This window comes from Streptomyces sp. NPDC034103, assembly GCF_055575395.1.
Genome location: NZ_JBVISS010000002.1, coordinates 1 through 16,960, shown reverse-complemented (window position 1 = coordinate 16,960; position 16,960 = coordinate 1). Strand labels below are relative to the sequence as shown.

At 72.1% G+C, this 16,960-nt stretch carries 19 protein-coding genes and 1 pseudogene; 6 read left to right on the top strand and 14 right to left on the bottom strand.

Going from position 1 to position 16,960, the window contains the following annotated elements; all coding sequences use genetic code 11:
- Positions 1 to 61 precede the first annotated feature (61 nt).
- Positions 62 to 463 carry an SAM-dependent methyltransferase gene (locus ACZ56U_RS03175; protein ID WP_469082299.1) on the top strand — a complete coding sequence of 134 codons (402 nt, stop codon included), beginning with the start codon at positions 62 to 64 and terminating at the stop codon, positions 461 to 463.
- A 97-nt stretch (positions 464 to 560) separates the two neighbouring features.
- On the top strand, positions 561 to 1,949 hold the full coding sequence (locus tag ACZ56U_RS03170) for a S1 family peptidase (RefSeq protein WP_469082298.1): 1,389 nt from the start codon (positions 561 to 563) through the stop codon (positions 1,947 to 1,949).
- A gap of 178 nt (positions 1,950 to 2,127) precedes the next feature.
- On the opposite strand, the gene ACZ56U_RS03165 is transcribed toward ACZ56U_RS03170, so the two are convergent.
- The 3 genes from ACZ56U_RS03165 to ACZ56U_RS03155 all read right to left on the bottom strand — a co-directional run bounded on the left by ACZ56U_RS03165 (position 2,128) and on the right by ACZ56U_RS03155 (position 4,833).
- Positions 2,128 to 2,289 carry a hypothetical protein gene (locus ACZ56U_RS03165; protein ID WP_469082858.1) on the bottom strand — a complete coding sequence of 54 codons (162 nt, stop codon included), beginning with the start codon at positions 2,287 to 2,289 and terminating at the stop codon, positions 2,128 to 2,130.
- Positions 2,290 to 2,645: 356 nt separating this feature from the next.
- Positions 2,646 to 3,341: a L,D-transpeptidase gene (locus ACZ56U_RS03160; RefSeq protein WP_469082297.1), complete on the bottom strand. Its 696-nt coding sequence runs from the start codon at positions 3,339 to 3,341 to the stop codon at positions 2,646 to 2,648.
- Between the two features lie 94 nt (positions 3,342 to 3,435).
- Positions 3,436 to 4,833 (bottom strand): aminotransferase-like domain-containing protein, encoded by a 1,398-nt coding sequence (locus tag ACZ56U_RS03155; RefSeq protein ID WP_469082296.1) that lies wholly within the window; start codon positions 4,831 to 4,833, stop codon positions 3,436 to 3,438.
- 62 nt (positions 4,834 to 4,895) lie between these two features.
- On the opposite strand from ACZ56U_RS03155, the gene ACZ56U_RS03150 reads away from it, so the two are divergent.
- Positions 4,896 to 6,281 (top strand): pyridoxal phosphate-dependent decarboxylase family protein, encoded by a 1,386-nt coding sequence (locus ACZ56U_RS03150; RefSeq protein WP_469082295.1) that lies wholly within the window; start codon positions 4,896 to 4,898, stop codon positions 6,279 to 6,281.
- Here the strand turns inward: ACZ56U_RS03150 and ACZ56U_RS03145 are convergent.
- Together ACZ56U_RS03145 and ACZ56U_RS03140 are read right to left on the bottom strand one after the other, a co-directional pair.
- Positions 6,253 to 7,560, bottom strand: coding sequence for an MFS transporter (locus tag ACZ56U_RS03145; protein ID WP_469082294.1), 1,308 nt, complete (start codon positions 7,558 to 7,560; stop codon positions 6,253 to 6,255). The two genes, ACZ56U_RS03150 and ACZ56U_RS03145, sit on opposite strands and share 29 nt — an antisense overlap.
- A gap of 58 nt (positions 7,561 to 7,618) precedes the next feature.
- A complete protein-coding gene (locus ACZ56U_RS03140; protein ID WP_469082293.1) occupies positions 7,619 to 8,407 on the bottom strand; it encodes an SDR family NAD(P)-dependent oxidoreductase in 789 nt (262 codons plus the stop codon).
- A gap of 24 nt (positions 8,408 to 8,431) precedes the next feature.
- Here ACZ56U_RS03140 and ACZ56U_RS03135 point away from each other — a divergent pair.
- Positions 8,432 to 8,878: pseudogene (locus tag ACZ56U_RS03135) on the top strand (hypothetical protein); the annotation flags it as partial.
- Between the two features lie 46 nt (positions 8,879 to 8,924).
- On the opposite strand, the gene ACZ56U_RS03130 reads toward ACZ56U_RS03135, so the two are convergent.
- The 7 genes from ACZ56U_RS03130 to ACZ56U_RS03100 form a co-directional block, all read right to left on the bottom strand.
- Complete coding sequence (locus tag ACZ56U_RS03130; RefSeq protein WP_469082292.1) at positions 8,925 to 9,839, bottom strand: SDR family oxidoreductase; 915 nt, start codon at positions 9,837 to 9,839, stop codon at positions 8,925 to 8,927.
- 148 nt (positions 9,840 to 9,987) lie between these two features.
- Positions 9,988 to 10,362: a DUF4180 domain-containing protein gene (locus tag ACZ56U_RS03125; RefSeq protein ID WP_469082291.1), complete on the bottom strand. Its 375-nt coding sequence runs from the start codon at positions 10,360 to 10,362 to the stop codon at positions 9,988 to 9,990.
- The gene (locus tag ACZ56U_RS03120; RefSeq protein ID WP_469082290.1) at positions 10,352 to 10,981 is read right to left on the bottom strand and encodes an MBL fold metallo-hydrolase; all 630 of its coding nucleotides are present in this window, start codon (positions 10,979 to 10,981) and stop codon (positions 10,352 to 10,354) included. The genes ACZ56U_RS03125 and ACZ56U_RS03120 overlap by 11 nt, the downstream gene beginning before the upstream one ends.
- Positions 10,981 to 12,069, bottom strand: coding sequence for an S-(hydroxymethyl)mycothiol dehydrogenase (locus ACZ56U_RS03115; protein WP_469082289.1), 1,089 nt, complete (start codon positions 12,067 to 12,069; stop codon positions 10,981 to 10,983). The genes ACZ56U_RS03120 and ACZ56U_RS03115 overlap by 1 nt, the downstream gene beginning before the upstream one ends.
- 82 nt (positions 12,070 to 12,151) lie before the next feature.
- The gene (locus tag ACZ56U_RS03110) at positions 12,152 to 12,415 is read right to left on the bottom strand and encodes a hypothetical protein (protein ID WP_469082288.1); all 264 of its coding nucleotides are present in this window, start codon (positions 12,413 to 12,415) and stop codon (positions 12,152 to 12,154) included.
- 177 nt (positions 12,416 to 12,592) lie between these two features.
- The gene (locus tag ACZ56U_RS03105) at positions 12,593 to 14,053 is read right to left on the bottom strand and encodes an aldehyde dehydrogenase family protein (RefSeq protein WP_469082833.1); all 1,461 of its coding nucleotides are present in this window, start codon (positions 14,051 to 14,053) and stop codon (positions 12,593 to 12,595) included.
- Between the two features lie 132 nt (positions 14,054 to 14,185).
- Positions 14,186 to 14,482, bottom strand: a complete 297-nt coding sequence (locus tag ACZ56U_RS03100; RefSeq protein ID WP_469082287.1) for a hypothetical protein — start codon at positions 14,480 to 14,482, stop codon at positions 14,186 to 14,188.
- Positions 14,483 to 14,651: 169 nt separating this feature from the next.
- On the opposite strand from ACZ56U_RS03100, the gene ACZ56U_RS03095 reads away from it, so the two are divergent.
- On the top strand, positions 14,652 to 15,005 hold the full coding sequence (locus tag ACZ56U_RS03095) for a nuclear transport factor 2 family protein (protein ID WP_469082832.1): 354 nt from the start codon (positions 14,652 to 14,654) through the stop codon (positions 15,003 to 15,005).
- A 196-nt stretch (positions 15,006 to 15,201) separates the two neighbouring features.
- Here ACZ56U_RS03095 and ACZ56U_RS03090 read toward each other — a convergent pair whose 3' ends face one another.
- Together ACZ56U_RS03090 and ACZ56U_RS03085 are read right to left on the bottom strand one after the other, a co-directional pair.
- Complete coding sequence (locus ACZ56U_RS03090; RefSeq protein ID WP_469082286.1) at positions 15,202 to 16,092, bottom strand: CU044_5270 family protein; 891 nt, start codon at positions 16,090 to 16,092, stop codon at positions 15,202 to 15,204.
- A complete protein-coding gene (locus tag ACZ56U_RS03085; RefSeq protein WP_469082285.1) occupies positions 16,085 to 16,624 on the bottom strand; it encodes an RNA polymerase sigma factor in 540 nt (179 codons plus the stop codon). The genes ACZ56U_RS03090 and ACZ56U_RS03085 overlap by 8 nt, the downstream gene beginning before the upstream one ends.
- Before the next feature lie 106 nt (positions 16,625 to 16,730).
- On the opposite strand from ACZ56U_RS03085, the gene ACZ56U_RS03080 reads away from it, so the two are divergent.
- A partial coding sequence (locus ACZ56U_RS03080; protein WP_469082284.1) for a cbb3-type cytochrome c oxidase subunit I occupies positions 16,731 to 16,960 on the top strand: 230 nt, incomplete at its 3' end.

Below are 16,960 nucleotides of genomic sequence, written 5' to 3'. Positions count from 1 at the left end.
TCCGACGAGCTGAACGGGCAGGCAGGCGGAGGCGGAACTCGTCCCGCTGCCGAGGCCGTTCGTGGGCCGGACGTCAGTGCAGAGCACGAACGCAGTCGGGCCGCGCTCACGGAAGTTGCCTCCGCACCCTCAACAAACCGCGGCGGGCGACCGGATCCGTGAACTGCACCCGGGCATCGGTGAGTACGCGCATGCCGACCGGCAGTTCCTCGGCCGGGCGGTGCGCCATCTGGTCACGGACGCCGGTGACGCCAGGGTCCGCCAGGTCCTCGACATCGGCACCGGGCGACGACGAGGACCCGTACGGCATCGTCCGGCGGCTCATGGACGCGTTGCCCCGGGCAGCCATCTCGACTTCCTGGAGCCGGAGGTGGGGTCCTGCTCGCGCTGGTGTCCCGGGCACCAACACCGCGCCGAGACACGGAAGGTGGCCCTCTGCGGCGGAGTGGGACGCAAGAGGTGAACAAAGGCGCCCCTGGCCGCGTATGACAAGGGGGTGCTCGACTACCGGAGTGCCTCGCGGTGTTGATGCCGTGCTGTTCGGGGTTCGGGAGCCATGCATGAGGCACGCACGACGACGGATGGTCCGGCGAGTGACACGGCTGGCCGCGGTCGGCGGACTCCTTCTGGGCGGGGCGATGGTCACGCAGGCCGTGGCGAGCGAGCCCGCGGCCCCCTCCGCGCTGCCCCGCACGACCGCGCAGTCGGCCGGCGACACCGGCTCCGACCTGGTCTCCCGCCTCGGCACGTCCCGCACGGCGGGCTCCTGGATCGGCGCCGACGGACGTCCGGTGGTCGCCGTCACCGACGAGAGGGCGGCCGCCCAGGTGAAGCGTGCGGGGGCCACCGCGAAGATGGTCGAGCACAGCATGAAGGACCTCAAGTCGGCCACGGGCACGCTGCGTTCGGCGCCCCGGGTGGCGGGCACGTCCTGGGCCATGGACTACCGGACCAACGAGGTGGTGGTACGGGCCGACAGCACCGTCTCGGCCGCCGACTGGTCCCGGATGACCGAACTGGCCGAGGGCATCGGCGGCTTCGTCCGCATGGAGCGCACCGAGGGCACCTTCACGACGCGCGTCAACGGCGCCCAGCCGATCCTGTCGACCGGCGGGCGCTGCTCGGCCGGCTTCAACGTGACCGACGGGCAGACCGACTTCATCCTCACCGCCGGGCACTGCGGTCCCACCGGCTCGGTCTGGTTCGCGGACAACCGGGGCCGGACGCAGATCGGCAAGACCGTCGAACAGAACTTCCCCGGCGCCGACTTCTCCCTGGTGCGCTACGACAGCGGGCGGGCCGGTGACGGCGCCGAGGTCGTGGCCATCGGGAACGGCAACGGTGTGCGGATCACGGGCGTCGCCGATCCCACCGTCGGGCAGCGGGTGTTCCGCAGCGGCAGCACGAGCGGACTGCGCGACGGCACCGTCACGGCGCTGAACGCCACGGTCAACTACCCGGAGGGCACGGTCACCGGGCTCATCGAGACCAACGTGTGTGCCGAGCCCGGGGACAGCGGTGGGCCGATGTTCTCCGAGGGGATCGCGCTCGGGGTGACGTCCGGCGGCAGCGGGGACTGCACGACCGGGGGGACGACGTACTTCCAGCCGGTGACCAAGGCGATGACCGACCTCGGGGTCCAGATGATCGTCGCGCGGCAGCAGGCGGGGGCCGGAGCGGGGCAGCAGAGCGCCTCGCCGGCGCCGTCCGCGGCGGCGACACAGGGCGCGGTCGCCCCCGGTGCGGCCTCGCCGGGGTCCTCGGCTCCCGCGGGCGGCGTCGGCACGACCACCGGGACACTGCTGGCCCGGCTCACGGACACCCGGAACATCGGTCCGGGACTGCTGGTGATCGGGGGCAGCCTGATCGCGCTGGTGGCGACCCGGTACATCCGCGCCGAGCAGGATCGCAAGGCGTACCAGCGGTACTACTCGGCGACCTGGGGCTGAGGGGCACTGGGCAGAGGCGGCGGGGGGCCGGGGCGAGCTCCGTCTGTGGGGCGGCGGCCCCGCGCGGCGGCCAGTGCCCCCCGAGCGTGGGCGGTCGGGCCCGCCGGGGCGGTTCGGGCATGAAATAGGCACCCGTGCGGGCGGGTGCCATGGGTGGAGCCTTCGAGGTGCGGGGCGATCAGACCTGCTGCGGGGCCGCGGCGGCCCACTCCAGGACGAGCCGCTGGTACTCCTCGCGCTGCTCGCCGCTCAGTGTCCCGCCCGACCGGAGCCACAGGGCCCGGATCTCCTCGTTGACCTCGTCAGCCGTTCTGACGGCGGGTTCAACAGTGGTGGACATGATGTGAAGCATACGACCGCAGTGGTGAAGGCGATGTGAGTAAGTACGAGCAATTCGGACATTCAGGACCGTGTTGCTGATCACGTCCATCTGTAAAGGCAGGTGGGGCAGTTCGGACACCCCGCCCGTGGCGGAACTCACGCTTCCGCCACGCCCGGCACCAGCACCAGCACCAGCACCAGCACCAGCACCAGCACCAGCACCCGGATCGCCAGGACGGTGGCTGCCCGTTACGGCTGCCGGGCATCGTCGCGCACGACTCCGCGCGGCAGGGCGGGGTACGGCTTCCGGTCCCGGACTTCGGGGACGCGCCTCGGTGACGCGCTGACCGCGCGCCCCGAGCCGGGTGCCGCCGATCAGGTGCCCGGCTTGCGGCCGTACACGAAGACGTCGTCGCCCTTCTTCAGCAGCGACCAGTACTTCTTGGCGTCCTTGGTGGTCATGTTGGTGCAGCCGTGCGAGCCCGGCGGGTTCCACATGCTGACGCCGACGGAGTGGAAGGCCTGGCCGCCATCGAAGAACTGGCTGTAGGGCATGGGGACGTTGTAGATGGACGACACGTGGTCGATGTCGCGCCAGTAGATCTTCTTCAGGCCGGTGCGGGTCTCGTAGCCGTCACGGCCCGTGCGGACCGGCACCGGGCCGTACACGAGGTCCTTGCCGTCCTGGATCCAGCTCAGCTGGAGGGTGAGGTTGACGCAGGCGATACGGCCCTTGTTCGTCGGGCACTTGCCGGCCTTGTTGGGGTTGTTCCCGACGGCCTTCTGCTTGTTCATCAGGTCCATCACGCCCCAGGTGACGGAGCCCGCGTAGCCGGCGTTCGGCTTGATGCCGTGCTTGGTCTGGAAGGCCTGGGTGGCCTTGCAGTCGGCGCTGGACTGCTTGCCGTCGACCGGGCGGCCGAGGAACTTCTCGACCTGCTTCTGGTACGGCCCGGTCTGCGTGGTGCAGGTGGCAGCCTGGGCGGGTGCGGCGCCCAGCGTCAGGGTGAGCGGTGCGATCAGCCCGGTGATTCCGAGGGCGATGGCCCCTCGTCTGCGGATGTCCCCCATGGTCGGCCCTTCCCCTTGTACGTCGTGTTGTACGTCGTGTCTTTGGTGTTCTGCCTACTAGACCGGTACACGGGGGTGGCGGTTGTACCCCGGATCAGGCTGTGACGAAACGGTGAACTTCCGGCCCGACGCAGCGCCGCAGCAGCTCCGTCGCACGGCTCAGCACATCCGGTGTCGCGGTGAACGGCAGCCGCAGGTGGCGGGTGAGGGTGGTGCGGTCGGCGGCGAAGTGCGGGCCGGGTGTGACCGCCAGGCCCAGGCGGGCCGCGCGGGCGGCGAGGTCGGTGGCCGAGGTGGTCGCGCCGAGGTGCAGCCACAGCGACAGGCCGCCGTCCGGGACGGTGTACGTCCATCCCGTGCCGTCGAGGAGGCTCGCGAGGTGGTCGCGCTGGGCGCGCAGCCTGGCCCGGCGGTCCGCTAGCACGTCCGTGAGACCGTCGCCGAGCAGTTCGGCGGTGATGAGCTGTTCCAGGGGCGGGGGCGACAGCTGCGCCTGGAGGGGGCCCTGGCGCAGTTGTCGTACGAGGTCGGCGGTGCCCCGGATCCAGCCGACCCGCAGTCCGCTCCACAGGGTCTTGCTCACCGAGCCGATCTGGATCACCCGGGGTCCGGACAGATGCGGCAGGGGGGTGGGCGGTGTCCTCAGGTCGAGGTCTCGCATCGTCTCGTCGGCGATGACGGTGAGCGGGAGGCGCGCGATCCCCGCACGGGTCTGCGCGGTCATGTGGGCGCCGGTGGGGTTGTGGAAGTCCGGGACGAGATAGGCCAGTTGGGGAGCGCGGGTGCGTAGGGCGGTGGTGAGGCGGTCGGTGTCCCAGCCGGCGTCCGAGGTCACGGGGACGGGCAGGAGACGGGCCTTGCGGGCTCGCAGGACCGCCAGGGCGCCCGGATAGCAGGGGCTCTCCACCACGACGGGGCGGCCGCGCTCGGTGTGGAGGTGGTCGAGGAGCAGGGTGAGGGCGGCCTGGGCGCCGGAGGTGACGAGGATCTGCTCCGGGCGGGTCGCGAGGCCCGCGCGTGTGTACCGGTCGGCGATGAGTTCCCGCAGCCGCGGCAGGCCCGCCGTGGCGGTGCCGGAGTCGAGGAGGAGGGCGGCGCTGCGTCCGGCGGCGCGGGCGAGGGCGGTGAGGTAGGCCTCGTGGGGCGCGGCGGTGACCGCGAGGGTGAGGTCGAGGTCCGCGTCATCGGCTCCGCCGCGGTCCAGGGACCAGGGCGTGGTCCGTTCGGTGAGGCGGGCGGGCAGCCGCACGAGACTGCCGCTGCCGTGCCGGGTGTGCAGCCAGCCGTCGTCCCGCAGCAGGGTCAGGGCGGCGACCACCGTGCCGCGGCTGACGCCCAGGACACGGGCGAGTTCCCGCTCGGACGGCAGTCTGGTCCCGGCGGGCAGCCGGCCGTCGACGACCGCCTCACGGACGGCCGCGGCCAGGGTCCGTGCCAGGGGCCCGCGCTGCTCGCGCCAGGGGCCGAGGGCGGCGGCGAATCCGGTGCTCATCGGTCCAGTTTCGCCCAAGTGGACCAGGTCGTGGACGGCGGCCCCCGCCTACCCTGCCGCTCATGCACCGCTCTCTCGCCGACGATCTCTCCCGGCTTCCCGACCTCCTCCAATCCGCCCGCGACCTGGCCGTCCGTGAACTGGCGGGGTTGGCCGAGCGGCCGGTCGTCCGCCTCGACCGGGCCCCCGACCGCGAGGGCCTGCCGAGCGGGGGCGCCGGGGCGCAGGGAGCCCTCGCGCGGTTCGCCGAGCGGTGGGCGCCCGGCTTCTCCGGCTCGGCCGGGCCGCGCTACCTCGGCTTCGTCACCGGCGGCGCCACGCCCGCCTCCGTCGCCGGGGACTGGCTGACCAGCGCCTACGACCAGAACGGCTCGGGGGCGGTGGGGTCCTGGGCGACCGCGCTGGAGCGGGAGACGGTGGACTGGCTGCGCGAGCTGTTCGGGCTGAGCGAGGCGCACAGCGGGGCGTTCGTCACGGGGGCGACCGCGTCCAACACCGTGGGGCTCGCCGTCGCCCGCGAGTGGCTGGGCGAGCGGCTCGGCGTGTCCGTGTCACGGGACGGGGCCGCCGCGCTCGGTGAGGTCCCCGTGCTCTCCGGCAGCCCGCACTCCAGCATCGGCAAGTCACTGTCCGTACTCGGCATCGGCCGCGACCGGCTGCGGGCGGTGCCGCTGCTGGCCGGCAACCGGGAGGCCGTGGACGTCGCCGCGCTCGATGCCGCGCTCACCGCGCTGGAGGGCCGCCCGGCGATCGTGGTGGCGAACGCCGGCACCGTGAACACGGTCGACTTCGACGATCTGCGCGCGATCGCGGCGCTCCGGGAGCGGCACGACTTCTGGCTGCACGTGGACGCCGCGTTCGGCGCCTTCGCCGCGCTCTCCCCCTCGTACGCCTCTTATGTCGACGGCCTCGACGCCGCCGACTCGGTCTGTGTCGACCTGCACAAGTGGCTCAACGTGCCCTATGACGCGGCCGTCCAGTTCACGCGCCGCCGGGATCTTCAGGTGGCGGTCTTCCACAACGCTTCGCCGTACCTCGGACTCCCCACGGGAGAGCCCGACTTCGTGCATCTGACACCCGAGAACTCCCGGCGGCTGCGGGCCCTTCCGGCGTGGTTCTCACTCATGGCGTACGGCCGTGACGGACATCGCGAGATCGTCGAGCGGAACGTGGCGCTGGCCCGGGAGCTCGGTGAGCGCCTCGCCGCGACGGCCGGGCTGCGGCTGCTCGCCCCGGTCCGGTTGAACGTCGTCTGCTTCACCCTGGCCGACGATCCGACGCAGGAACGGGTCGACGCGCTGGCGCGGGCGGTGGCGGCCACCGGCGAGGCGTTCGTGACGCCGACCGTGTACAGCGGGACGCCCGGGCTGCGGGCCGCGTTCAGCAACTGGCGTACGTCCGCGGCCGACGTGGACCGGATCAGCGGGGCTGTGGCGCGGGCGCTGTGACCTGGGCGTACCGCGGCAGTTCACGTCGGTGGCGGACCGGGGAGAGGAAGACCGGCAGGAAGGCTGCCGCCATCACCACCCCGCCCACCCACAACGTGGCCTGTACGCCGACCAGTTCGCCGAGCACGCCCGACAGGGCGGCACCGATCGCGAGCATCCCGGTCAGGACGAAGCGGTAGGTGGCGTTCATCCGGCCGAGGAGTTCGTCCGACGTCATGCGCTGGCGCAGGCTGACGCCGAGGACGTTGTCGGTGCCGGTCTTGAACAGGACCAGGGTCCATCCCAGGCCGGCGATCCACAGCCACGGTCCGCGGTCGATGAGCGGGACCAGGAGGGCGGCGGGCGCCAGGATCGCGCCGACCAGCCCGAGGGCACGGCCGTGGCCCAGGCGTGCGGCGAGGGGGCGGGCGCACCGGGCGCCGAGCAGCAGGCCCAGGCCGCCCGCGGCCCAGAAGAGGCCCAACGCGCCGGCGGGAAGGCCGAGTTCGCGGACGAACAGGATCGGGAGCATGGTGTTCACGGTCTGCATGCCCAGGTTGATGAGGGCGGCGGAGAGGGCGAGGGCGCGCAGTTCCGGGTTGCCGAAGACGTGCCGGAGGCCTTCGGCGATCTCCGCCTTCAGCGTGCTCCGCCGGTCGCGGCCGCGAGGGCTCTCCTTGCCTCGGATCATGGTGAGTTGCAGGGCGGAGGCCAGATAGGTGACCGCGGCGCACACGACGGCCACCGGAGCGGTGAGGACCTGGACCAGGGCGCCGCCCGCGCCGCGGCCCGCGACATTGCCGACCGCCTGCAGTCCGACCAGGGCGGCGTTCGCGGGGACGAGGGCCTCACGGCCCACCAGCCGGGGCAGGGTGCTCTGGGAGGCGACGTCGAAGAAGACGGTCGCGGCGCCGTTCAGCAGGACGACGGCGTACAGCTGGCCGAGGGTGAGGGTGTCCGTCCACCAGGCGAGGGGGACGGAGGCGTACAGGACCGCGCGCGCCAGGTCCGCCACGATCAGCACCCGGCGGTGCCGCATCCGGTCCACCCAGGCCCCGGCGGGCAGCCCGAGCAGCAGGAACGCCAGCGTGCTGAGGCCGGCCAGCGCACCGACCTGTCCGGGCCCGGCGTCCAGCGCGATGACGGCGAGCAGCGGGACGGCGACGTAGCTGACGTTCGTGCCGAGCTGGCTGAGGGCGCTCGCGGCGAAGAGGACACGGAAGTCGGCGGTACGCCAAGGAGAGTGGGGCGGGGTGTCGGGCTGGGCTGCGGGCTGGGCTGCGGGCTGAGTGTCGGGCACACGAGAACGCTGCCCGACACCGTCCGCGAAGGACAAGTGAAAAGATCTACAGCGATTGTTAAGCCCTGCTGCGCAGTTGACGGAACCCGGTGTCGACCGCGGTGATCCCGCCGTCGACGGGCAGGGTGGTGCCGGTGATCCAGGACGCGTCGGGCGAGGCGAGGAAGGTGATCGCCGCGGCGATGTCCTCGGGCTCGCCCACCCGGCCCAGGGGGTAGAGCTCGCGCATCATGGCGAGTCGGTCCTCGCGGCCCTCCCAGGCGGTGGTGCGGACCGTGCCGGGCGCCACCAGGTTGACGCGTACGCCACGCGCGGCGGCGTGCCCGGCGAGGGTGCGGGTGAGGGAGCCGAGTCCGGCCTTCGCGGCGCTGTAGGCGTGGTTGCCGAAGTCGGTGAGGCCGTTGACGGAACCGACGTTGACGACGGCGCCATGACCGGACGCGGCCAGGTGCGGGAGGGCGGCGCGGCAGCAGCGGTAGGCGCCGGTCAGGGTGATGTCGAGGTCGGCGGCCCACGCGTCGTCCGGTTCGTCCTCGAAGAGCGGGACGTCCGGGGTGCAGTGGAAGGCGTTGTTCACGAGGACGTCGAGGGAGCCGAGGGTCTCCACGGCATGGCCGACGGCCGCCTCGACCGACGCCCGGTCCCCCACGTCACACCCGAACGCCCTCACCTCCAGCCCTCGTTCGCGCAGAGCCCCGGCGGTCTTCTCGGCCGCCGGGACGTCCACGTCGGTCACCAGTACCCGCGCTCCCTCCTCGGCGAACCGGCGCGCGGTGGCGGCGCCGATGCCGCGGGCGGCGCCGGTGATGAGAACTCCGTACCCTGCGAAACGCGTGGTGTCCGTCATGGGTACGCACCGTAGTGCCCCGGCGCCCGCTTCCGCCGCGAGCAGACGGCCCGTTGGGAGGAGCGGCGGCTCGCGGTGTACTCCGACTACGCGCGCACGCTGAAGAAGACCGTCACCCTCACGTACCGGGTGGCGGCACATCTCGGCAACGACCCCCATCCGCATCCGCTGTCCCCCGCCGAGGCCGCGCCCCTGCTGGCCGAGGCAACCCTGGCCCGGGACCCGTCCGGGGAGGCGCTGCTCATGCTGGGCAGTCGGGAGGCGGTGGAGAGGGCACGGGCCTGGGTGGCGGTGGTGATGGAGATGGAGCAGTTCCTGCGGGACGGGATGCGTGATCCTGCGGCGTGGCAGGCGCTGATGGAACGGCAGCGCGCCGCTCGCGCCGACTACTACAGCGCCGTACGCGAGGACTTGGCGCTGCCACCGGGCCACTCGGCGCGGTGGCAGCTGCCCACGGTCGGCGAGCCCTGATCCGGGCCTTGCCGTCACCTTCCCGCCTGCCGCGCGACGACAGGCCCTAGCGGTAACCGGTGGTGTCCGCCGGCTTCCCCGCGTCCTGGACCTCCACGAGATAGCGCCAGGCGTCCGGGCGGCTGCCGTCGAGGTCTGTGAAGCCGTAGACCTGGGCGAGGCCGCCGCTGGAGAGGGACGTGCCGTTGAAGCGGGCCACGTCGGGGTCGGCGGCGAGGGCGGCGACCGCGCGGCCGACGTAGCGCGGGGTCTCGGAGATGGCGAAGTGGGGCACGCGGTCGAGGGCCTCGCGCCAGTTGTCCTCGCGCACCCCGAAGTGCTCCAGCATCATCTCCGACCGCAGCCAGCCCGGGGTGAGGGCGACCGCGGTGGCGCCGCGCGGGCCGAGTTCGTGGCCGAGGGCGAAGCCCATGCGCAGGACCGACGTCTTGGCGAGGTCGTAGAAGAAGGTGTTGCGGTAGGTGGTGCCGTTGTACTCGGCGGTGCCGTCCGTCATCTCGACCACCAGTCCCCCGGGGTGGCGCAGCAACAGGGGCAGGGCGTGGTGGCTGGTGACGGCGTGGGTCTCGACCGCGAGCCGCAGCAGCCGTAGGCCGTTGTCGAGGTTGTGCTCCCAGACGGGGCTCTCCCACTCGAAGAGCTTCTCGCCGCCCCAGATGTTGTTGACGAGGATGTCGAGGCGGCCCTGTTCACCGGCGATCCGGTCGACGAGCGCGCGGACCTGGGCGGGGTCGAGGTGGTCGGTGGGTACGGCGATGCCCTCGCCGCCCGCCTCGGTCACCAGGTCGGCGGTGTCCTCGATGGTCTCGGGCCGGTCGTACTCCGAGCGCCGGTCCCGGGTGCTGCGGCCCGTGGCGTAGACGGTGGCGCCGGCCGCGCCGAGTTCGACGGCGATCCCCCGTCCGGCCCCTCGGGTCGCTCCCGCGACCAGTGCGACCTTGCCCTTGAGCGGTTGTGACATGTGTCCGGCCTCCCGTGTGTCCGTGGTCAAGCTCCACGGTGCCGGGTAAGCCGGACATCTCCTGTCACCTTTTACGGCGGGTCCGGTTTTACGACGGATCCCCGTTTCGGGTCCCGCCGACGGGTCGCCCGTCCCCCTCGCCGACCGGTCATCCGGCCGGGCGGAGCCTGTCGTCCAGCGCGTCGAAGTCCGCGAGGATCCAGATGTGGCCGCCCTGGTTGGTCTCGTGGACGAAGTCGCGCAGCGCGTCGCTGCCCTCCACGTGCCGGGAGACGTCCCCGACGACGGCCAGGCGGACCCGGTAGTTCACGAACTTCTGCATCACCGCCCCGGCGACCCCCGAGCGCAGCCGGAAGAACTCCTCGTCGACCCGTTCCGCGGGCACCGCGACGAGTTCCGCCCCGAGTCCCATGGCGTCACCGATGAGATCGAGTGCGGCACGCTCTCCGTCCAGCGGGGGGCCGTCGGCGGCGCAGCGCAGCACGTTGACTCCGTGCAGCGGGACGATCTCGTCAGTGGCCACGGGCGATCCACTCCTGGAGGTGCGGCGCCTCGGCGCCGATGGTCGTGCTGTCGCCGTGCCCGGTGAGCACCTTGGTCTCCGGCGGCAGGGTGAGCAGCCGGTCGCGGATCGAGTCGACGATCGTGGGGAAGTGGGAGAAGGAGCGCCCGGTGGCGCCGGGGCCGCCCTGGAAGAGGGTGTCGCCGGTGAACACGGTGGCCAGTCCGGGGTCGTGGAGGCAGACCGCGCCGGGGGCGTGGCCGGGGGTGTGCAGCACACGCAGGTCGGCGCCGGCCGCCTCGATCACCTGGCCGTCCTGGAGGTGGGCGTCGGGGTCTCGGTCGGGGTGGGTCTGCTTCCACAGCGGCAGGTCGTCGGGGTGCAGCCAGATCGTGGCGCCCGTGAGGTCGGCCAGCGCCGGGGCGGCGTCGATGTGGTCGTTGTGGGCGTGGGTGCACACGATCGCGGTGAGCCTGCGGTCACCGACGGCTGCGGCGATGGCCTCGGCGTCGTGGGCGGCGTCGATGACGACGGCCTCGTGGTCGTCGCCGACGATCCACACGTTGTTCTCGACGTCCCAGGTGCCGCCGTCCAGGCTGAACTGCCCGGAGGTGACGAGGCGTTCGATACGCGCGGTCATCAGAACACCACCACCGAGCGCAGGACGTCGCCGCCGTGCATCCGCTCGAAGGCCTTCTCCACCTCGTCGAGTTGGATGGTCTCGGTGACGAACGCCGCCAGATCCAGGCGGCCTTGCAGATGCAGGTCGATGAGCATCGGGAAGTCGCGGGAGGGCAGGCAGTCGCCGTACCAGGAGGACTTGAGCGAACCACCGCGCCCGAAGACGTCCAGCAACGGCAGCTCCAACTTCATCTCCGGGGTCGGGACACCGACCAGCACGACCGTACCGGCGAGGTCACGGGCGTAGAACGCCTGCCGGTACGTCTCCGGACGGCCCACCGCCTCGATCACGACGTCGGCACCGAAGCCGCCGGTGAGTTCGCGGATCGCCTCCACCGGGTCGGTGTTCGTGGAGTTGACGGTGTGCGTGGCACCCATCGAGCGGGCCTTGTCCAGCTTGCGGTCGTCGATGTCGACGGCGATGATCCGCGCCGCGCCCGCGAGCCGCGAACCGGCGACCGCCGCGTCCCCGACGCCGCCGCAGCCGATCACCGCGACCGTGTCACCCCGGCCGACGTTGCCGGTGTTGATGGCGGCACCGATACCGGCCATGACCCCGCAGCCCAGCAGACCGGCCACCTGGGGCGCGACCGACGGGTCCACCTTGGTGCACTGCCCGGCCGCGACCAGCGTCTTCTCCGCGAAGGCGCCGATCCCGAGGGCGGGCGAGAGTTCCTGGCCGGTCGCGGCGAGGGTCATCTTCTGCTCGGCGTTGTGGGTGTTGAAGCAGTACCAGGGTCGGCCACGTAGACAGGCCCGGCAATTGCCGCACACCGCACGCCAGTTGAGGATCACGAAGTCACCCGGTGCGACGTCCGTGACCCCTTCCCCCACCGACTCCACGACGCCGGCCGCCTCATGGCCCAGCAGGAACGGGAAGTCGTCCGAGATCCCGCCCTGTTTGTAGTGCAGGTCGGTGTGGCACACCCCGCACGCCTGCACCTGTACGACCGCCTCGCCCGGGCCGGGGTCCGGCACCAGGATGGTCTCCACCCGGACCGGCTCGTCCTTGCCCGGTGCGATCACGCCGCGTACTTCCTGCGCCATGGTGGTGAACCCTTCCCTCCGGCGGTGTGCGTCCCCTCGACCCTACGCGGAACCGATCAGTAACGGCACGGAAGCGGACCGGTCACCGCAGGAAGCCCCGTACGGCCCGGGTCAGCGCCGACTCGTCCCGTACGTCCGCGCCGCCGAGGGCCAGCAGCCGGTGCGGCACATGGACCAGCGTCCGCGCGACCTGCGGGGCCGATGTCCCCGGCAGGCCCGGCTCGACCAGCACCAGGTCCGCCCGGTCCGCGGCGAGTGCGGCCGTGCGCAGACCGACCTCGTCGAAGGGCCGGACGGTGGTCGTGTAGAGCACGGCCAGGTCCAGCCCGGCGGTGGCGCGCAGCACCGGGGAGCGGCTGGTCTGCTCGCCCGAACGGCTGGCCGGCCGCGTCCCTTCCGTCGGTGGCCCGCCGGGCTCTTCTGGACGCCGCGGCGAGAAAGCCTCTCCCGGAGCTCCGCGCGGAACTGTCGCGGGCGGCCGAGCGGCTGTGAGGGCCGCGCGGCCCGCCCTCGCTCCCCGGGGTTAGAACGGGTAGTGCGCGTGCTGGGTGGCGATGGTCACCCAGCGGGTGTTGGAGAAGGCCTCCAGACCCCAGCGTCCGCCGAAGCGGCCGTACCCGGAGGCCTTGAAGCCGCCGAAGGGGGCCTGCGGTTCGTCGGCCACCGACTGGTCGTTGATGTGCACGATGCCGGTGCGGATCCGGCGCGCGACGGCCAGTCCGTGGGTGGCGTTCTCGGTGATGATGCCGCAGGTCAGACCGTTCTCGGTGTCGTTGGCGACGCTGACGGCGCTGTCGTCGTCGGAGAACGTCTCGAGCACGCAGACCGGCCCGAACGCCTCGGTGTGGTACAGCTCGGCGTCCTTCGGTACCTCGGTGAGCACGGTCGCCGGGTGCACCGCACCGTCGGGCTTCCCGCCGCCGGTGAGGACCTTGGCGCCCTTGGCGACGGCGTCCTCGACCAGCGCGGCCACACGCTGTGCGGCGGAGGCGGCGACCAGCGGGCCGACCACCGTGTGCGGGTCGTTCGGGTCGCCGGCCCGCAGCGAGGCCGTCTTGGCGATGAACTTCCGGGTGAACTCCTCGGCCAGCGACTCGTGGACGAGGATCCGGTCGCCGGACATGCAGATCTGCCCGGCGTTCATGAACACGCTGAAGGTGACGGCGTCCACGGCGTAGTCGACGTCCGCGTCGGACAGCACGATGACGGAGTTCTTGCCGCCCAACTCCAGGACGGCGGGCTTGAGATGACGGGCCGCGTGCTCGCCGATGATCCGGCCCACGCCGGTGGAACCGGTGAAGTTCACCGCCCGCACCCGCTCGTCGGCTATGAGCGCCTCGGCGATCTCGGCGGCGTCCTCACGGGCGTTGGTGACGACGTTGAGCACGCCGTCCGGCAGTCCGGCCTCGCGCAGGACGTCGGCGACGAACAGGGCGCAGGCGATCGGCGCGTCCTCGCTCGCCTTGACGACGACCGTGTTCCCGGCGGCCAGCGGTGCGGCGACAGCCCGTACGCCGAGGATGACCGGCGCGTTCCACGGCGCGAACGCCGCGACCACGCCCACCGGTTCGCGTACCGCGAGGCCGAGCGCGCCCTGTTCCTGGGCGGTGAGCACCTCGCCGCGTGGGGCGGTCACGGCGGCGGCCGCCTCGCGCAGCATGTTCGCGGCGAGGTAGACGTTGAAGTGCGCCCAGGGCCGGGTGCCGCCCGCCTCGCGGGCCATCAACTCGGCGACCTCATCGCCCTTGCCGTCGAGGAGGTCGGCGGCCTTCAGCAGGATGGCACGCCGGGCGAAGGGTGCCAGCTCGGCCCACCCCGGGAACGCCGCCTCCGCCGCGTCCACCGCCCGCCGTACGTCCTCAGGGCCCGCGGCCGCGACGGTCGCGTACACCTCGCCGGTGTAGGGATCGAGGTCCTCCGTGGTGCGGCCGGAGGCGGCGGGTACGTCCTTGCCGCCGATGAACAGTTCGCGGGTGATGGGCATGATGCGGACCTCTTTGTTCGCCACGTGAACCAAGATTCATTTCTTAGCCGCATGCTCTGTTTAGCCGACAACAATGTCAAGGGCCGCCCGGAATCCCGGACGGCCCTCGGTGTGGACGTAAACGCGCGTGAATCAGTACTGGATGCCCGGCAGCAGCTGGGTGACGGGGGCGGCCAGATCGGTCACCTGGCTCACCTGGTTCAGGTCGTTCAGCCGGTTGAGCTGTGCCAACTGCTCGGAGGGGCGCGGGATGACGCCCTTGTACTGCGCGGGCATGTCCGTGACCGACAGCGAGTCGAGCGTGGCGATCGGGCTCAGCGCGGTCGTGTCGAGACCGCCCAGGGGAGCCGCGCTCGCCATCGGGGCGGCGAGACCGGTGACACCGGCGGCGAGGCCGACGACAGCGGCGATACGTCGAGTGGAGATCATGTTTTCAGCAACGCCGACGGGCCCGTGGCGGACACGGGCGCGGGGTCCCGCTCACCCGTCAGGGTCAGTGCCGCCGCTGGACTTGCCGAGCCCGACAGGGCGGAGGAGGCTCGTGAAAGAGGCCCACGCGGCCCGCTCCCCACGGCCGCGGGCCTCGCCGGAGGTCATCATGGGCACCGCTTTCAGCACCGAGACCCTGCGTCGGAGCATCGAGGGAGACACGGCGGCGCATCTGCTGTCGCTCTACGCGGACGACGCCGAACTGCGCGTCGTGGACCGCAACTCCCAGCCCAGCAACCCGAGGGTCCTGCACGGCCGCGACGAGATCGCCGAGGTCCTCGAGGACGTCTACAGCCGCGACATGACGCACAAGGTGGAGCACTGCGTCGTGGAGGGTGACAACGCCGCGTTCAGCGAGAGCTGTCAGTACGCGGACGGGATGCGCGTCCTGTCCGAGTCGATGATCACACTGCGCGACGGGAAGATCGCCGAGCAGATCATGATCCAGGCATGGGACGAGTAGGAGGATGCCGCCGAAGGTCCAGATCACGACCCACCTGAGCTGGACCTTCTCGGCACGGGCGGCACGACGGGCCCGCGCGGCAGGTCGCCCGCTGGCCGGAGGTGGCCGGCCCCGGTCCCGTGCACCCGCAGGCGGCGGACTTCCTCGCCGGGGCCGGCAGACGGTGGCCCCGGCAGCCCGGCAACTCGGGGTCTGATCAGCGCGTCCAGGCGCTGTAGTCCATGACGTCCCCGGCCTTGACGCCGTACTCGGGCTCCGCCTTCGTGAAGGTGGTCTCCAGGCCGAGGACGGCCCCGGTCGCCGGATCCATGATCAGCATCCGGCGGGTGCCGGACCGCTCGTACACGTACGCCTGTCCGCCGCGCCCGAGCCGGTCGGTGACCTGTCCGACGGGCCGCAGCCCCTCGGCGTCCGCCAGCAGCCGCACGAGCGTCGCCGCCTCCCGGGCACCCAGGGTCCAGTGGTCGAGGAGCACCCTGACACCGTCGAGGAGTTCGCCGGTGTCCGGGGCGGAGTCGATGTGCAGGGCCTCCTGGAGGTAGGCGCGCAGACGGGCGGTGTCGTGCGGGGGCGGCGACTGGGGCGGAGCGTCGCTCCAGCTGGGCGGGTAGGTCCGGGTGGTCCGGACGTGGCCGTCGTCGACGGTCTCCGTGTGGCTGGCGTCGGCGTTCCACCGCACGACGCGCTCCTCGGGGAACGTGATCGGCGGCTTGTCCTCGCTCATGCCCAGGCTCCACGTCCGCACATGGGTGCCCCTGCGGAGGCCGAGCGCGCTGTCGACCGCGCGCGCCCGCTGCGCCAGGGTCGCCAGGGGCACGGGGGTGGAGTCGGCGCGTACGACCAGCGGGCGGGGTGCGGCGGCGGCCGGCGTGGTCGTCTGACCGGTGAACAGCAGCGCCGTGACCAGCCCGCCCACGACCGCCGTGGCCGCCAGCCCCCACAGCAGCCGGGGGCGGCGGGTGGGCCGGTGCCGCATCAGCTGGTTCAGTCGCCGCTCGGCGTGGTGGTCCAGGGGGCCGTCGCCGAAGTGGGGGCCGTCGGTGGGCACCGGGTTGGCGCGGCGCAGGAGTTCGAGTTCGTCAGCCATGGCCGTTCTCCTTCAGGGCGGCGGTGATCGGGGGGCCCATGCGGTCGATCTCGGCTCTGAGCCGGCGCCGCGCCCGGTGCAGGCGCATCGCCGCGGCACGGGTGCCGCAGCCGAGGGCGACCGCCATCTCGTCGATGCCGAGTTCCTCCCAGGCCGTCAGCCGCAGCACCTCCTGGTCGGCCGGGGACAGCCGGGCGAGCGCCTCGTGCACCCACGCGCCGGGGGTCTCCGCGTCGGGGCCCGCCTCGATGTGCCGCCCGTGGGCGGTGTCGTCGTTGCCCAGCCGGTGCACCAGCCGCCGCCGGCGCCCCTGCCCGCGGACCGCGTTGGCCAGGCACTTCCGTGCCACCCCGTACAGCCAGGGCAGGGGCGCCTCCGGGAGGTCGGCCCGGCGGCGCCAGGCAACGGTGAACACCTCCGCCACCACTTCCTCGACCTCGCTCGTACGTCCGTCCAGTCGCCGCGCGACATAGCGGCTGACCGCCCAGTAGTGCTCGCGATAGGCAGCGGCGAAGTTGTCGTCGTCGCTCATGTTCCGTTCGTGTCCGGCACCCTCGGGATCGTCACAGCCGTCTTCCGTGATTCTCGTCGCGTCCCTGAAGTGTGACGTCCCGGCCAGGCGCGGACACAGGCGGGGCATGAGGCACCTCAAGTGGCTGACGACCACTGACCACAAGACGATCGGGACGCTGTATCTGGTCACGTCCTTCGCGTTCTTCTGCATCGGTGGTCTGCTGGCGCTGTTCATGCGCGCCGAGCTGGCCCGGCCGGGGCTGCAGATCATGTCGAACGAGCAGTTCAACCAGGCGTTCACGATGCACGGCACGATCATGCTGCTGATGTTCGCGACGCCGCTGTTCGCGGGCTT

What these genes read in the sequence shown, in the direction of transcription:
- ACZ56U_RS03095 (WP_469082832.1), top strand. Translation starts at nt 14,652, where the DNA reads ATGGGCACCGCTTTCAGCACCGAGACCCTGCGTCGGAGCATCGAGGGA.
- ACZ56U_RS03165 (WP_469082858.1), bottom strand. Translation starts at nt 2,289, where the DNA reads ATGTCCACCACTGTTGAACCCGCCGTCAGAACGGCTGACGAGGTCAAC.
- ACZ56U_RS03100 (WP_469082287.1), bottom strand. Translation starts at nt 14,482, where the DNA reads ATGATCTCCACTCGACGTATCGCCGCTGTCGTCGGCCTCGCCGCCGGT.
- ACZ56U_RS03150 (WP_469082295.1), top strand. Translation starts at nt 4,896, where the DNA reads ATGCACCGCTCTCTCGCCGACGATCTCTCCCGGCTTCCCGACCTCCTC.
- ACZ56U_RS03120 (WP_469082290.1), bottom strand. Translation starts at nt 10,981, where the DNA reads ATGACCGCGCGTATCGAACGCCTCGTCACCTCCGGGCAGTTCAGCCTG.
- ACZ56U_RS03130 (WP_469082292.1), bottom strand. Translation starts at nt 9,839, where the DNA reads ATGTCACAACCGCTCAAGGGCAAGGTCGCACTGGTCGCGGGAGCGACC.
- ACZ56U_RS03085 (WP_469082285.1), bottom strand. Translation starts at nt 16,624, where the DNA reads ATGAGCGACGACGACAACTTCGCCGCTGCCTATCGCGAGCACTACTGG.
- ACZ56U_RS03160 (WP_469082297.1), bottom strand. Translation starts at nt 3,341, where the DNA reads ATGGGGGACATCCGCAGACGAGGGGCCATCGCCCTCGGAATCACCGGG.
- ACZ56U_RS03105 (WP_469082833.1), bottom strand. Translation starts at nt 14,053, where the DNA reads ATGCCCATCACCCGCGAACTGTTCATCGGCGGCAAGGACGTACCCGCC.
- ACZ56U_RS03115 (WP_469082289.1), bottom strand. Translation starts at nt 12,069, where the DNA reads ATGGCGCAGGAAGTACGCGGCGTGATCGCACCGGGCAAGGACGAGCCG.
- ACZ56U_RS03155 (WP_469082296.1), bottom strand. Translation starts at nt 4,833, where the DNA reads ATGAGCACCGGATTCGCCGCCGCCCTCGGCCCCTGGCGCGAGCAGCGC.
- ACZ56U_RS03170 (WP_469082298.1), top strand. Translation starts at nt 561, where the DNA reads ATGAGGCACGCACGACGACGGATGGTCCGGCGAGTGACACGGCTGGCC.
- ACZ56U_RS03090 (WP_469082286.1), bottom strand. Translation starts at nt 16,092, where the DNA reads ATGGCTGACGAACTCGAACTCCTGCGCCGCGCCAACCCGGTGCCCACC.
- ACZ56U_RS03140 (WP_469082293.1), bottom strand. Translation starts at nt 8,407, where the DNA reads ATGACGGACACCACGCGTTTCGCAGGGTACGGAGTTCTCATCACCGGC.